The sequence below is a fragment of the Propionispora hippei DSM 15287 genome, assembly GCF_900141835.1.
Classification (GTDB): Bacteria; Bacillota; Negativicutes; order Propionisporales; family Propionisporaceae; genus Propionispora; species Propionispora hippei.
On the sequence record NZ_FQZD01000011.1, the window covers coordinates 1 to 14,230 of the forward strand.

Below are 14,230 nucleotides of genomic sequence, written 5' to 3' on the forward strand. Positions count from 1 at the left end.
ATTTATACAACGAATGCGATTGAGAATTTCAATCGTCAGCTGCGCAAAGTGACTAAGGCAAAATCCGTATTTCCTACTGATGACAGCTTGTTAAAAATGTTGTACCTGGCTATGATTGATATTACTAAAAAGTGGACGGGGCGACGTAAAGACTGGGGACAAATCCATTCCCAATTAGAAATATTCTTTGCCGACCGGCTGGACTAGCTTGACAGCCGGGCTAGTTTTCGTATAATGCTAACAGAGGGGCAATCAGCCTATCTGACTGTTTTGCCCTCTTAAAAAATATTGCTCTTTTTTATGCTATTTGGAGTTTACACAAAATCAGGGATACACCCGTTGTTTTCATTTAAAGTAGTTTGCTTTAAAAGTTTTACTAATTATATACAAGTTCAAGTGATAAATTATCGAGCCCAACGAAGGAAGATATTATAACTAGAGTCATTTGTTTGAATGTTACTGCATCCAATAGATAGCTTGTAGTTACCTTTGTAAAATCTAAGTGTTCTTCCATTGTCATCTTTCCCGAATTTTTCGACTTTACCATCCCACTTCCAACCGTTTTTCTCCATCTCTTTTAAATAGAAATCACTAATTTCGTCCCAACTCTTATTAACAGCAAAATCGTAAAGTAAATAAACGGCCTCAGGCTTATGTACATCCTCTTGATGAATTAAAGTAGAACCGGGTAAAATATTTAATTCATGATATTCTTGCTGCAAATCTTTATAAGCCTTATTTGACCGTGGAGCTAAGAAAAAAAAGCTATTCAAAATATTTAATACAAGGAACACATATATAATGTTTCTGATTATTTTCGCTATATTCATGGTACCATCCTTGAAAAATATTCGTTAATCGCAAGATGATTCAGGAAAGGTAGACATAGATAATATCATTATTTAATTATATACAAAAATTGTATGTTTAGATATCTATAATTTTTATAACTGGAGGTTATTATTATGACTGCAAAACTGGATATTTTAGATATTTTTAACTATGTTCATGAGCGAATTGACTATGTTACCTTTTCTTGTGGAAAATTCGGAAATGGAACTCTTACGATCGACCGATATGGTGATGTATATATAGGGGGAAGTAAGGACGTATTTCCCTCTTTAAGTTTAGGTCCGTACACTTCTGCAACTTTTGGGCGAATTGACATGGATGTTACTAAGTTAAGTGCGGGAGAACAACAAGAACAAATACACAATTTTATTTCCGGACTTGGAAGTGACTTGCATGTAGTAAATATAGTGGGGACAGGAGTAGCCCTGCTAGTGATATTTATATTAAGCAAGCTAATGAACATGAGGTAAAAAAAGCATTGCTAGCGACGAACTGAATTTGCAGCCAAAAGAAGATAGGCTATCGTCAGTGCTAGTGAACGAACATGTAGTTACCGATTTAGCAAAAGAATGGCAGTATAATTTTCAAGCAATTCCAGGACCTTCTAATCCCGCATTTATTGATGCATCACTAAATGAACAAGATATTGAATACGATTATAGATTAGAATATAATCCCAATGGAGTATTATGGAGGGTTAATGCTGCAGGGATGCCACATTTGTATGATTTAGACCAATACTACGAACAGGAAAGAGTAATTGAAAGTGCGATTAAGCAAACAATTACTGAGATGCAGCCCGTGAATAATATCCTGTAGCCTAAATTAGAGCTGAAAAGATAGTGTATTTTAGGTGCCGGGAGCGATGTGCGAATCTCTCTTCCCCTTTTACCTCAAATGGGATATTTTATTATAAGTTAACCTCTCAAACGATAGCTTATGATTATAAATCTTTAATTCTATATTGCTTTTAACCTTAAAAAATGATCTGGAGTTTGTCAGTAGCCAGATCATTTCTGTTTATTTTGCGAAGGTCTCAATAATTATGTCGATAAAAGCGCGTATTGCCGGTGGAATCAATTTGTCCTCGTGATAGATGGTTGGGTTTGATATTAAATGGTAAAGCTGGTAAAGAAAAAATCACATCGGGGCAACGCCTTATTGCCGTTTTATCTGCTACCATGGGATTCACTTTAGAGGCAGAGCCGCTGGCTATGCCTGCGTCCTTTTCTTTGGCCGGAATTGTTTTTATTGTACTGTGTCCAGGCTTCCCATTCTATGGCTTATCTGGATGAATTGACAGGTTTGCCGGACTATATTCGAATTGCTGGAGGAGGTTTCCAGGTGCCTGCAAGCAAGGCGTGCTTAGGCCAGTACATTCTCATTATTAGATTAAATTCGTCTATAGGTGTAGGCAGCCAGTTGTAATAAAAACCGTTTTCAGGCGGGGAATTACCGATGAAAATGTCTAAGGAGCCATCGATATTATAGAGCAAGTTGTTTAGATGGGGACTGAGTGTATAACGGTCAATCGAATTTTCAGTCAAATATCCTTGAGAGTTGTAGACGGTGATAGACCAAAAGGCATTGACCGGAGGAAATTGTTTTTGATTAAAGTGAATCATGTAATCGTTAGATCCAACTAAAGGAAGTCCTTCCTTATCGATAAATGCGGAAGCATATATGGAGTCTTTGGGCAAATTGGCTCCAATTCCTGTCATTGCAATGATTGCGCGCAGCAGGTAATCTGCTCCGTAAAAACCTATGCCGCTAGTCAGGAAAAACCAGCCGTCGTCGTTGTAATTTGCATAATTCCCTTCAGCAGCCGCTTTGATAAATTGGGGGCCATATTGGGAAGCCGCGCTAAGAGCCTGCTTGCTAGCCGAACTTAAGCTTTGGTAGTTGAAGGATTTAGACGGAATTAATTCTAATTTTCTCAGCGTTGTATCCATTAGCGGATCCTCTACCCAAGGAGGATTCACATACATTTGCTGCATCATAAGCGTAAAAAAGGATGCAGCGTCCATGGACGCAACCTTATCAACGGGATTTACCCTGCTCTTTTTTTGATGTGTATTTTTATAGTGAATTTTTGCTGGAGGCCAGCAACTCAATGGGACTAACAAATATTTGTCTTGAATTTCATGTACAGTAGAGTAGTCATTTTTACCATTTGTTTGGGTCCGGCCAATAATCCATACATCTCTGGTAGGGGCATCGATCCTAGTCATTCCATTTGGGAGAGGTTGGTTCCAGCCGGGACCTGCAATGACAAAAAGATTTGCCTGGGTACCGGTTGTGCGTGCCCCAAGGGATGAGAATACGTTGGTCCAGCTATCTAGGAGTTCCATTAGGTAATATTTGTTGTGAGTGTTTGGCAGCGATAATACTATAGGCTCTTCTGAGAGATTCAACCATGCCATGGAATATAGTGTGTCTACATTCGGTCTGACAATAGTGGAGTATTCAGGAGTAGGAAAAAATCGTTCGTTAAAAAATTCATTTAATTGATGTCCGCTGGTGAGCATGATTTTTTTCGTGGTTTCTGTAATTACGAGAGAATAACCATAAACATAAGCAGCCAATGCCAGGTTATAAAGAGTATGGTGCTTGCAAGAATCAAATTTGGACTCCCACATATACATATCCTCTGTTTTCCAAGTTATATTGTAGTATATTCTTACAGATGAAAAATGCTTATGAGGACATAGTAGTGCTATGATTGCCTGAATAGTGATGATAGATAAGGCTAAATAAAATGACCTGAAGTCTAATTAATAAAACTTCAGGTGTTTTTTATTGCATAATATCCCATGGGGGACGCTTATAGGATGTTATTAGTATGTGCTAAGTGTTTTTCTGTGAAATAATACAATAGTGCTATAACTGGCATGCATAGTCCGAATATAGAGGCAAGCATCCAGCCTCCATAAGCATAGGCCCAGCCGCCCAAGGCAGAGCCGACTGCCCCTCCGATAAAGAAAACAGCCATAAATACGCCGTTCACCCGGCCGCGTATTTCACTGCCCAGTGAATAAATCGCACGCTGACCAAGAACGAGATTGCCGGAAACAGCCATATCTAACGTGATGGCGGCTATGACAAGAAACGCTAAAGCGATGAGTGAAGCATCTGTATACATGTGTGTAAGCAAAAAAGATATAATCGCAATGACAATGGCCAACCCGGTCAATTGTTTGGTCCAACCCTTATCAGCCAATCTTCCGGCAATTGGCGCAGCTATGGCACCAGCCACCCCGGCAAGGGCAAATAAAGCGATACCTTGTTGTGATAAATGAAAGTGACTAGCCAGCCATAGCGGAATTACCGTCCAAAACAGACTGAATGCACCGAACAAGCAGGCTTGATAAAAGGCACGGCGGCGTAATACGGTTTTCGTTGCAAAAAGCGACCACAAGGAGCGAATTAAATCACCATAATTCATAGTGGGTAAGGGGGCCCGTTTAGGAAGAACGAAAGCTAACAGTACAGCCAGTATCGCTGTTATACCGGCAGAGAGAAGAAAAACTGCCTGCCAGCCCCAAAGATCGGTAATAAAGCTTGCTGCCGGTCGGGCAAGCATGATGCCGAGTAATAGCCCGCTCATTACATTGCCAACAACTTGGCCGCGCCGTTCTTCTGTTGCCAGATGGGCTGCATAGGGGACCAGTATTTGTGTTGCTACAGAACCTAACCCGATGAACAGTGCTGCCACAAGAAAAAATAGTGCATCTTTCGTAAGAGCTGCTGCAACTAATGCGCAAATTACAATGACTAAGGTGGAGGTGATTAACCGTCGATTTTCAATGAGATCACAAAGAGGAACAATGAATAATAGCCCGGCAACATAGCCAATTTGCGTTAACGTTACGATTAATCCCGCTGATGCCAGAGGAAGATGGGTAGCAATACTGATCGGGCCAACTAAAGGTTGTGCATAATAAAGATTAGCAACAATCACGCCACAGGCAATAGCTAGCAGAACGGTGATCCAGTTGGGGATTTGCTTGGTTTTTACTTGTATAGTGTTCATCATTATCCCTGCCTTAATTTTTTTACGCCTAGCATTTAAATACTGAACGTATAGTTTATTTAATGATTAGATTATAAACTGTACGTCTAGTATTTGTAAAGTGTTTTCTTGTGATAAAATATTTAGTATAATGTACGTATAGTTTATCTGGTGCGAATATACAGGGAGGTATTGGTTTGGAAAAGAAAAAGGGGCGTCCTCGTGACATAGCGACGGAAAAAGCGATTCTTGCTGCTTCCTATGATTTATTGCTGGAGAATGGCTTTGGAACCATAACTGTTGAGAAAATTGCTGAGCGGGCCAAGGTGAGTAAAGCGACTATTTATAAATGGTGGCCCAACAAAGCTGCGGTTGTCATGGACGGCTTTCTATCTGCGGCGATGGCCAGACTTCCCGTACCGGATACAGGTTCCGTGATTGATGATATAGTTATTCAGGTCAGTAATTTAGCCAGTTTTTTAACTAGTAGAGAAGGCAAAGTAATCAATGAATTAATTGCCGAAGGGCAATTTGATGTAAAGCTGGCGGGAGAATATCGAGCAAGATATTTTAATCCCCGGCGACTTGATTCGCGGCGAATCTTGGAGCGAGGAGTGCAAAGAGGTGAGCTAAAGAAGGACCTGGATATTGAATTGTGCATTGATTTAATTTATGGTCCGCTCTTTTATCGGTTGCTGGTAACCGGTGAAAAAATAGATGAGGTATTTATAAAAACCTTAATACAGTATGCTTTTGAAGGTATTCAGGTAAAAAGATAAATAAGATTATTTAAAACGCACTATTCTTGTCATGGAAAATCCGATTTACACAAAATTATTCGCAGGCTATAAAAAGATGTACTGCCAACTGTTTTCGAGTTGGCAGTACATCTTTTTCGTAAAAGTTAGTTAGTTGTAATTAAACTTTTGGAATAAGTTAATTTACATACGGTGTTCTACACCAAGGTAGAAGCTGCGTCCCGGCATAGGATAAGATCCGGGGCCAACACCTAAAGTGCCAGCAGAAGTTAACTCATAAGCCTCATTAGTTAAATTATAGGCTTTGAGGTAAACACGGGTAGCGGGATTAATTTTATAGTTGACTAGCATGTCGAGAGTCACATAAGATTTCGAGGTGAATTCCTCCAGGCTGCGACCTGTTGCACTTCGCACGGTAAGACCGGCATCCCACTTGTCCTGATCGTACTGTACGTTTAGACGGTACCCATTGGGCTGGCTATTGGAAGCATAGTTTACATAATTTCCGTACTCGTCTTGAACTTGTGTTTTGTTATAGGTGTAGCCAAGGCCTACTGTCCATTGCGGTGATAATTCCCGTGTTAAGCTCAGGTCTAAGCCACGTCTTTTTTCATGACTTGCATTATAGTAGTAGCCAGGGACGTAATAACCATAGCCGGAGATGTAGGAAGCATCAGGGTCACTGGCGTCTGAATCGTATCCGCTCTTAAATTCAAGAGCATTTTTAAGCCGACTGCTGTAAACACTGGCTTGCAATTTGGTTCCATCGCCCAACTTCGTATTGATACCTAAAGTAGTTGTCGTTCCTTCTTCTGGTTTGAGGTTTGGGTTACCAATGGTCCAGCCGTTATCCCAAAAAAGATCCTGCATGGTGGGATTTTTCACATACTGTCCCCAGGAAGCGTAAACATTTGTATCAGCATTAAGCTCCTTATTTACGGTAAGACGTGAGGTCGTATTCTCGCCGCTGATACTATGATCATCATAGCGCCCGCCTGCCGTGATGGACCAATTATTGACTAACTGCCAGCGATTTTCTAAAAAGAGGGCTTTGCTTGTATAGCCTTTATTGATGGAATCTTTGTCATCCAGGTGTTCTTCTCGCCAGTCGGCGCCGCCGGTTAGGGTATAATTTTTCGCAAGCTGCCAGTTTTGCTGCCAGTTAAATCCGTTGGCATAAAGATCGGCAATAGAATTAAAAGAGTTCCAATATTTCAGGTCCGTTTCATTGTGATAGATGCGGAAGAAGTTTTCTGCGCCGTTATTCTGCCCCCAGTGGTAGGTTAAGGCAATATTATCATCTACTTGTTTCCGGTAGCCGTTTGGGTAAACGAAATAAGGACTATTTGTTCCGGAATAGCCAGATTCGTCATCCGCATGTTCCAGGTCTAAAGAAAGAGAACTGTCATGACTAAGATCTTTATCTAATCTCATTGTCAGATATTCCTGATCAAATCCACTATTGTTCTTGGTTTCTGTTTTACCGGTTGTGGGATTTTTGTATTTAAAGTCATCCCGTGTTTTCTTTTCTGCGGTGATCAGGTAGCCAATTCCATTTTCTTTGCCTTCCGTGGTCAGGCTATACCGCTCGAAGCCCCAACTGCCAAACTCGGACGAAATAGAAGTATTAGCCGTTTTCGCTTTGCGTGTAATAATATTAATAATACCGCCGACCGCATCGCTGCCGTATAGCGAGGAAGCCGGACCCCGGACGATTTCAATACGTTCGATATTTTTTACTGGCAAAGAATTGAGATCTATTCCTGCATGCGAATTTCCACTTATAACAAGATGGTCCCAACCGACTCGGCGGCCATCAACCAGAACCAATACGCGGTCATCGCCATTGATCACCGGAACGGTGCTGGTACCGGTTTCTTGCAATGCGATATTGCTTTTCTTTAAAATGTCAGGCAAATTGGTAAAGCCGCCTTTTTCAATTTCTTCCTGCGTGATAACCGTTACATTGGCTGCAACTTCAGATTTTTTAACAGGCATACGGTTAGCCGTTACAACGTATTCATCAAAATTAAAGGTTTCTTCGCTGGCTGCGTCTTCAGCAAATATTATTTGCGATGTACCTAGCAGCACGGCGCTACTGAGCAGCGAGCATAATAATTTTTTTTGGTTTAATTTCATAAAAATCTCCCTTCGTTCTCTGTTCATAGGTTTTGTGAATAGAATGAATAAATCCATTTTCAACAGGAATCCATAAGAATACATCAGAAACTGCGAATGAATAAATGAATATGTATGGAAATAATTGATTGACTGACAACAGTCGGTCTGGTGTAAAAATATTTGACTGACGACAGTCAGTCGATGGTCGCAATAATTTTATATTTTCTTTTCACACACCTTTCTCTTTATATATGTGTACCAGTAATGTGAGAGGATTGATCTTGCTGGGCGATCGCCATCCAGGATCAAGGCTGCTCGTAAATAAACAAATTCTTATGACTGATAACAGCTATAAGAAATAAAGATAAGTCTAAACGATTATGATTCTCAATATTATGGACAAATACGATTATATTCTTTTGGAAAATGTAAGTCAATACTTTTCTAATACCTTTCTAATATGTTTTAGAACAAAGTGAGATGATTTAATTAAACCTAACAGGCATATCCTTACAAACAAACTGCGGTAAGCTCGGATGAAGTAGAAATGTGTCTCAACAGTCATTGCAAAAGAAGAAGAGAGGATTGACAAAATTTTCTCAAAAGCGTATAGTAATGTTAATAAAATATGTATTGAAACCAATGATTAAGAAGAGTAAGCTTTGTGCCGGTCACTTACAGAGAGTTGCGGGTGGTGAAACGCAGCAGGGAAGCCTTAGCCGAATGGACTTAAGAGGGCAGACGAACAGCCGCCGCAGGCAGCTTAGTAGTAGCTGACGGGAACTTCACCCGTTACCAAGGAAGTGCATATCATGTTGTATGCAGAAGAAGCGGGTGCGTTTTCGCACCAAGTTGAGTGGTACCACAGAAGTGTAGGCTTTTGTCTCAGTGAGAATTGAGATAAAAGCCTTTTTTTATTATCCAAAAATCAGATATATGAGGGGAGACGGCAGTATGGCAAAGAAAATTCCACACAGATTATATTTAACCGAGGAGCAGATGCCGACACAATGGTACAATTTGCGGGCAGATATGAAAGAAAAGCCTGAGCCTATGCTAAATCCGGCAACAGGAAAGCCGGTGGAACCGCAAGACTTATATCCCGTATTCTGTGAAAAGCTGGCCCATCAGGAATTGGATGATACTACCAGATTTATTGACATTCCGGAAGAAATTTTGGAAATGTACAAAAATTACCGTCCTTCACCGTTATGCCGTGCCTATAGTCTGGAAAAAGCGCTGGGGACCCCGGCGAGGATTTACTTTAAGTTTGAAGGCAATAACACATCCGGCAGTCACAAGTTGAATTCGGCCATTGCCCAGGCTTATTATGCCAAGGAACAGGGACTAAACGGACTGACTACGGAAACGGGTGCCGGACAGTGGGGTACGGCTTTGTCGGAAGCCTGCTGTTATTTTGGGATGCCGCTTACGGTATATATGGTCAAGGCTTCCTATGAGCAGAAGCCTTTCCGTAAATCCATTATGGAAACCTTTGGGGCCAGCGTGATTTCCAGCCCCAGTCATACGACGGAAGCCGGACGAAAGATTTTAGACGCCAATCCGGGCACCTTGGGCAGTCTGGGCTGCGCAATATCTGAGGCGGTGGAAAAGGCCGTTACTACCGGAGGGTATAAATATGTGTTAGGCTCGGTACTGAATCAGGTGCTGCTTCACCAGTCCGTCATAGGTCTGGAAAGCGAGAAGGCAATGGAAATACTGGGAGAATATCCCGATATTGTTATTGGCTGCGCCGGCGGCGGCTCCAATCTGGGCGGCCTGATTGCGCCGTTTATAAGAGATAAAATTACTGGCAAGGCGGATCCGCGGTTAGTGGCGGTAGAGCCGGTTTCTTGTCCTTCTCTGACAAGGGGAAGGTTTGTATATGATTATTGTGATACCGGGAAAATTACACCCATGGCTAAAATGTACACTCTCGGCTGCACCTTCGCACCGTCGCCAATTCATGCCGGCGGGTTAAGATATCATGGCATGTCGCCGGCTCTTTCCAAGCTGTATCATGATGGGTATATGGAAGCAGTTGCGGTAGGACAGACCAAGGTATTTGAAGCGGCTACCTTCTTTGCCAAATACGAAGGTATTCTGCCGGCTCCCGAATCGGCTCATGCTATTCGTGCCGCGATAGATGAAGCCTTAAAATGCAAAGAATCAGGGGAAGCAAAAACCATTCTCTTTGGCTTAACCGGAACCGGGTATTTTGATATGACGGCCTATAATTCTTTTCAGGAGGGCTCTATGAGCGACTACATTCCGACCGATGAGGAGCTTGAAAAGGGCTTTGCGGAACTTCCTACAATACCGGGAATTCAGGAATAGTCGCCTCATAAGCTACTGTAAGCTTAATCGCCGGTTAAGTTGCCCGCTGGTATTCAGTGGGCTCTTCCAATAGTACAGTATCCCCATGTACTCTCTCATGGCTATTACTTAATTTTTTCGCGAAACTATCGATATAATAAGTAGTATAGTTATGGATGGAGCGGGACTATGGCGATTGATCAAAATGGGTTAAATAGTTTGCTGGCTGCATTTACGCCTTACAACAATATGACGGCCTTGCGGGAACAGCGCGCAAATCTCTTGCGGAGGCTGCAGCAAAGCACGGAAGTTGGTAAACCGGATAATGTCTTGCACCAAGAAGGCGATAGAAAATCTGATCTCCGGCAACTGGCTGCTGTCGATCAGCAAATTGCTCAGACGATGTATGACGAGGTAGCCGGCCGGCTGGAGGAGGAAAGGCTTAAACGGGAGGCTGCGCTGGCCAGAAAAGAACGGGACAAGGAACGGGCCTTGGCCCGGCACGAGCGTTTCCTGGAAAATCGGAGTATGAGTAAACTTTTGTCCGCTGCCGGAAGGACTACTGCTGAACCGAGAGGGCTTTATAGCAATTCCCTCAGTAACGGACAAGGCGATAAAAGCTATACTTCAGATGTTGAACGCGATGTACAGGAATCGGTGCAGTACGGAATTGCAGCGGCGGAAGTGGCCTCGCGGCGGAAAAATGCAGAGTCCAAGGCGCAAGTTGAAGAAAGCGGCCAGAGACATCGAACTGTTCACAGGAAGAAAAATAAATCGGTCAATATAACGGTTTGAAAAGCTCATTTGTAGCTGGATGACTTGAAGTTAAAGAAAGGCTTCAGGTCATCTTTTCTTTTTTATAAAGCAAGCCGGAAACCGGAACTTTTATAGATCCATTTCTGCCCTAATAGTACGCTATGCATCTATTGAAGCAAGCTGTTTTCTGGAACCTCCATGGCTTTATTGACATAATATGTAGCAAAGCAAATATTGGAGGAATAACTATGCGGCCCTGTAAGCTTTGCCATCAGAAAGACTTTGGTGAGTGGTATGATGATTGTAATGTCGAAGATAAACCATTGGTAAATCACGTTGTGGTTCTTGATCCCGGCCATGGCGGTGTGTATTCGGGAGCAATAAACTATGGTTTCCGGGAATCAGATATTAATCTGGCGGTCGCTCGTAAACTGCGCAAGAAGCTAAAACAGGCAGGCGCTACGGTGATTATGACCCGGACGAGAGACGTTAACCTGGCACCACCCGGCGCGAATCTTGACGCTGACCTCCAAGCCAGAGTGGATGTCGCCAAGCGGGCGCGAGCGGACATTTTCGTAAGTCTTCATGTCGATGATATACCAAATATCAATCTTACCGGTCCTGCCAGTTATTTCCCGAAAGAACGTTCCTTCAGCCTCGCCTGTGCCATTCAAACACATTTGACGGAGGAAATCTGCGCAGAGGGGCATGGAGTAAGCCCGGCCGACTTTTATGTGCTTGTCCATAATGAGATGCCGGCAGCCTTAATTGAAATGGGCTATCTGTCCAATCCGGCGGAAGCGTTGTGCCTTGTGGATAGCGCCTACCAAAATCTACTGGCTGAAGGGATTTTTAAGGGGATTGTCAGTTATTTTCTGTATGAATAAACGACTCAAATAAAAGAGGCTAATACTTTTTTAATATGAATTGGAGTAAGTATTCGATAAAGTAATACAGAACTCCAAGCTGTGGTTAGTGACTGTTTGATTCACTATGGCTTTATGTAGCTGACAGTTAAGGTTTAAGCGCATTGTTAAAAAGTGATTGACAGACTATTCAGAAGAGCTATATAATGAACACAAATGGTACGTACCACTAAAGGAGTTACTGAAGTGACCAGAGCGCACGTAGACAAATTGAGCCGGATTCCTCTTTATTGCCAGCTTATGGATATTTTGATCGAGGACATTCAGCAGAACATGAAAGAAGACGATCAAATACCATCGGAACGCGAAATATGTGAACAATATAACGTCAGCCGGTCCACCGTCCGGCAGGCTATGCAGGAAATGGAAAAGGACGGATATATTTATCGCGTTCATGGCAAGGGTACTTTTGTTGCGCCCTTAAAGTATAATCAGGATTTGTTAAAGTTTTACAGCTTTACCGAAGCGATGAAAAAACTGGGGAAGATTCCAGCTTCCAGGGTTTTGAAGTTTGAGGTGCTTTCCTGCGACCGGAACATCGCCCGCAAACTGGAGGCTGAGGAACACAGCAAAGTATATAAGTTTGTACGGTTGCGCTTGGCTGATGACAGGCCTATGATGTTGGAAACGACGTATCTTCCAGTCGGAAGATTTCCTGGATTAACGAAAGAAAAGCTGGAAAGTATGGCTATGTACGATATGTTCTCCCAGGAGTTCAGCACCAGCATCAGCTCAGCCAGGGAAGTCTTTCAGGCTGTTAGCATCAACGAAGAAGAAGCCCGGTATTTGCAAATTGACAAGGCGGTTCCCGGCCTTAAAATTGAACGCTATACCTATGAGCAGGACAACATAATCGAATATACGCGTAGTATAGCCAGAGGGGACAAATTTGAATATTGCATTACATTGAACAAGTAGCCGGCTTGCCGATGTAATGTTTTTTCAAACCAAACTGGTACGTACATCATTACCTATTTTACGATAATATATGACAAAACCAGGAGGAGGTGATGGACTGAGAAGTCGTTTTTTGATCGCGCTAACAAATTCATACTAACGAGAGGAGGTTCTGACAACGGTTTTGTCAGGTAGCAGGGAACCGGGAAGATGTGACAAGGGGGAGAGCCAGTGGGAACACCTAATATCTTGCTAACCCGGTGGTGCACGGGCAGGTGGGAGTGATGTGGGCCACTTCACTGGGAGCTAACTTGCCGGTAGCGGAGGATGAAATTGTCCAGGAACCGCTTCAGCAGAAATTGATGGCGGTTACCGCGTAAACATCCGGTGCGCAGATCCCGCTTTTTTACGGTGGAACATACGGTAAACGTTATCCATAAAGCCTCGGCAAATAAAAAGATATTTATTATTTCTTTTGTAGGAGTATTGTGAAATGAAAAAAATCATGATTGTTACCGGGCACGGACAATTTGCCACAGCATTGCAAAGTACTTTTGAACTATTGATGGGCCCTACGGATGTACTTCATTTTGTGGACTTTACCGCTACAGATACGGATAAATTCTTAAAAGAGTGTTTTGAGCGCATACTGGCGGCAAATGAGGACAGACAGGTTTTATTTGTGTGCGATATCCTGGGAGGGACTCCGTTTAAAGTTGCGGCGGAACTGGCCCTGCAGGCCGAGAACAGAGAAGTAGTGGCCGGTGTAAATATCGGCTCCATCATTGAGGCGATTTATCAGAATGAACAAATGCCGGTGCAAGCCTTGGCGGATGCCGTTGTCAGAGCAAGCAAGAAAGGGACGCTGAGATTTGAAAAGGTGATAATTTCCCAGCCCTGTTCCGTACATAGTAATGGAATTTAGCAAGCAAGGCCAGGATCGTATCAATGGGTTGCTCCGGTCAGCGATTCTCCATATTTACTGGTACGCACATCATGACAATACCGGGCCGGTTGTATAAGTAAAGACTAGGGAGCGTGATTATAGTGCCGAACATCTTATTAACCAGGATTGACAATCGTTTGATTCATGGTCAGGTTGGCATGACCTGGACGAACCATTTGGGAGCCAATTTGGTTGTAGTGGCCAATGACCAGGCTGCCATGGATGAAGTGCAGCAAAACCTTATGGATATGGCGGTGGCGGAAACCGTTGAAACCCGGTATTTTACCCTCCAGGAGACCATTGATAAAATTCATTATGCCGCCGAGGATCAACTGATTTTTCTGGTTGTCAAAACGCCGCAGGATGTATTGCGGCTTGTAGCAGGGCAGGTACCGATTAAAAAAGTTAACATTGGCAATATGCATTTTAGTGAGGGGAAAAAGCAAGTTTCCAGTACGGTATCGGTAGATGATGAGGATATACGGACCTTTCACAGGTTGCATGAATTAGGTGTGAAGTTGGAAATACGCCGCGTGCCTGATGAGAAGAGCCTCGATATTTTAAAATTTATATAGATAGCACAAAGCGGGAATGTCTCTCCAACACGAGAGAATGAATGATAAACAGAAAAATGAAAAGGGAGGAT

Annotated in this window: 16 protein-coding genes and 1 other annotated feature; of the genes, 12 read left to right on the plus strand and 4 right to left on the minus strand. The window is 42.8% G+C overall.

Features of this window, described 5'->3' with window-relative positions:
* A partial coding sequence (locus F3H20_RS07660) for a transposase (RefSeq protein ID WP_149734354.1) occupies positions 1 to 207 on the plus strand: 207 nt, incomplete at its 5' end.
* A gap of 197 nt (positions 208 to 404) precedes the next feature.
* Here F3H20_RS07660 and F3H20_RS07665 read toward each other — a convergent pair.
* Positions 405 to 830 carry a hypothetical protein gene (locus tag F3H20_RS07665; protein WP_149734355.1) on the minus strand — a complete coding sequence of 142 codons (426 nt, stop codon included), beginning with the start codon at positions 828 to 830 and terminating at the stop codon, positions 405 to 407.
* A gap of 135 nt (positions 831 to 965) precedes the next feature.
* On the opposite strand from F3H20_RS07665, the gene F3H20_RS07670 reads away from it, so the two are divergent.
* From F3H20_RS07670 to F3H20_RS07680, 3 genes are all read left to right on the plus strand, one after another.
* A complete protein-coding gene (locus tag F3H20_RS07670) occupies positions 966 to 1,322 on the plus strand; it encodes a hypothetical protein (RefSeq protein ID WP_149734356.1) in 357 nt (118 codons plus the stop codon).
* A gap of 28 nt (positions 1,323 to 1,350) precedes the next feature.
* Positions 1,351 to 1,671 carry a hypothetical protein gene (locus F3H20_RS07675; RefSeq protein ID WP_149734357.1) on the plus strand — a complete coding sequence of 107 codons (321 nt, stop codon included), beginning with the start codon at positions 1,351 to 1,353 and terminating at the stop codon, positions 1,669 to 1,671.
* 287 nt (positions 1,672 to 1,958) lie between these two features.
* Positions 1,959 to 2,147: a hypothetical protein gene (locus F3H20_RS07680; RefSeq protein ID WP_149734358.1), complete on the plus strand. Its 189-nt coding sequence runs from the start codon at positions 1,959 to 1,961 to the stop codon at positions 2,145 to 2,147.
* An 18-nt stretch (positions 2,148 to 2,165) separates the two neighbouring features.
* Here F3H20_RS07680 and F3H20_RS07685 read toward each other — a convergent pair whose 3' ends face one another.
* Both F3H20_RS07685 and F3H20_RS07690 read right to left on the minus strand, forming a co-directional pair.
* Positions 2,166 to 3,491 (minus strand): DUF1254 domain-containing protein, encoded by a 1,326-nt coding sequence (locus F3H20_RS07685; protein WP_188128235.1) that lies wholly within the window; start codon positions 3,489 to 3,491, stop codon positions 2,166 to 2,168.
* Positions 3,492 to 3,676: 185 nt separating this feature from the next.
* Positions 3,677 to 4,885, minus strand: coding sequence for an MFS transporter (locus F3H20_RS07690; RefSeq protein WP_149734360.1), 1,209 nt, complete (start codon positions 4,883 to 4,885; stop codon positions 3,677 to 3,679).
* A 176-nt stretch (positions 4,886 to 5,061) separates the two neighbouring features.
* On the opposite strand from F3H20_RS07690, the gene F3H20_RS07695 reads away from it, so the two are divergent.
* Complete coding sequence (locus F3H20_RS07695; RefSeq protein ID WP_149734361.1) at positions 5,062 to 5,643, plus strand: TetR/AcrR family transcriptional regulator; 582 nt, start codon at positions 5,062 to 5,064, stop codon at positions 5,641 to 5,643.
* A gap of 162 nt (positions 5,644 to 5,805) precedes the next feature.
* Here F3H20_RS07695 and F3H20_RS07700 read toward each other — a convergent pair whose 3' ends face one another.
* Positions 5,806 to 7,761 (minus strand): TonB-dependent receptor plug domain-containing protein, encoded by a 1,956-nt coding sequence (locus F3H20_RS07700; RefSeq protein ID WP_223191672.1) that lies wholly within the window; start codon positions 7,759 to 7,761, stop codon positions 5,806 to 5,808.
* A gap of 615 nt (positions 7,762 to 8,376) precedes the next feature.
* Positions 8,377 to 8,634, plus strand: a binding site (T-box leader).
* Between the two features lie 63 nt (positions 8,635 to 8,697).
* On the opposite strand from F3H20_RS07700, the gene F3H20_RS07705 reads away from it, so the two are divergent.
* From F3H20_RS07705 to agaV, 7 genes are all read left to right on the plus strand, one after another.
* Positions 8,698 to 10,080, plus strand: a complete 1,383-nt coding sequence (locus F3H20_RS07705; protein WP_149734362.1) for a TrpB-like pyridoxal phosphate-dependent enzyme — start codon at positions 8,698 to 8,700, stop codon at positions 10,078 to 10,080.
* A gap of 168 nt (positions 10,081 to 10,248) precedes the next feature.
* Positions 10,249 to 10,854: a hypothetical protein gene (locus tag F3H20_RS07710; RefSeq protein ID WP_149734363.1), complete on the plus strand. Its 606-nt coding sequence runs from the start codon at positions 10,249 to 10,251 to the stop codon at positions 10,852 to 10,854.
* A 209-nt stretch (positions 10,855 to 11,063) separates the two neighbouring features.
* A complete protein-coding gene (locus tag F3H20_RS07715) occupies positions 11,064 to 11,702 on the plus strand; it encodes an N-acetylmuramoyl-L-alanine amidase family protein (protein WP_188128236.1) in 639 nt (212 codons plus the stop codon).
* A 225-nt stretch (positions 11,703 to 11,927) separates the two neighbouring features.
* A complete protein-coding gene (locus tag F3H20_RS07720; protein WP_223191673.1) occupies positions 11,928 to 12,659 on the plus strand; it encodes a GntR family transcriptional regulator in 732 nt (243 codons plus the stop codon).
* Between the two features lie 254 nt (positions 12,660 to 12,913).
* Positions 12,914 to 13,018 (plus strand): hypothetical protein, encoded by a 105-nt coding sequence (locus F3H20_RS20430; protein ID WP_223191674.1) that lies wholly within the window; start codon positions 12,914 to 12,916, stop codon positions 13,016 to 13,018.
* A gap of 113 nt (positions 13,019 to 13,131) precedes the next feature.
* Entirely contained in the window at positions 13,132 to 13,563 is a 432-nt protein-coding gene (locus F3H20_RS07730; protein WP_149734366.1) for a PTS sugar transporter subunit IIA, read from the plus strand.
* 122 nt (positions 13,564 to 13,685) lie between these two features.
* A complete protein-coding gene (gene agaV, locus F3H20_RS07735) occupies positions 13,686 to 14,159 on the plus strand; it encodes a PTS N-acetylgalactosamine transporter subunit IIB (protein WP_149734367.1) in 474 nt (157 codons plus the stop codon).
* Positions 14,160 to 14,230 lie beyond the last annotated feature (71 nt).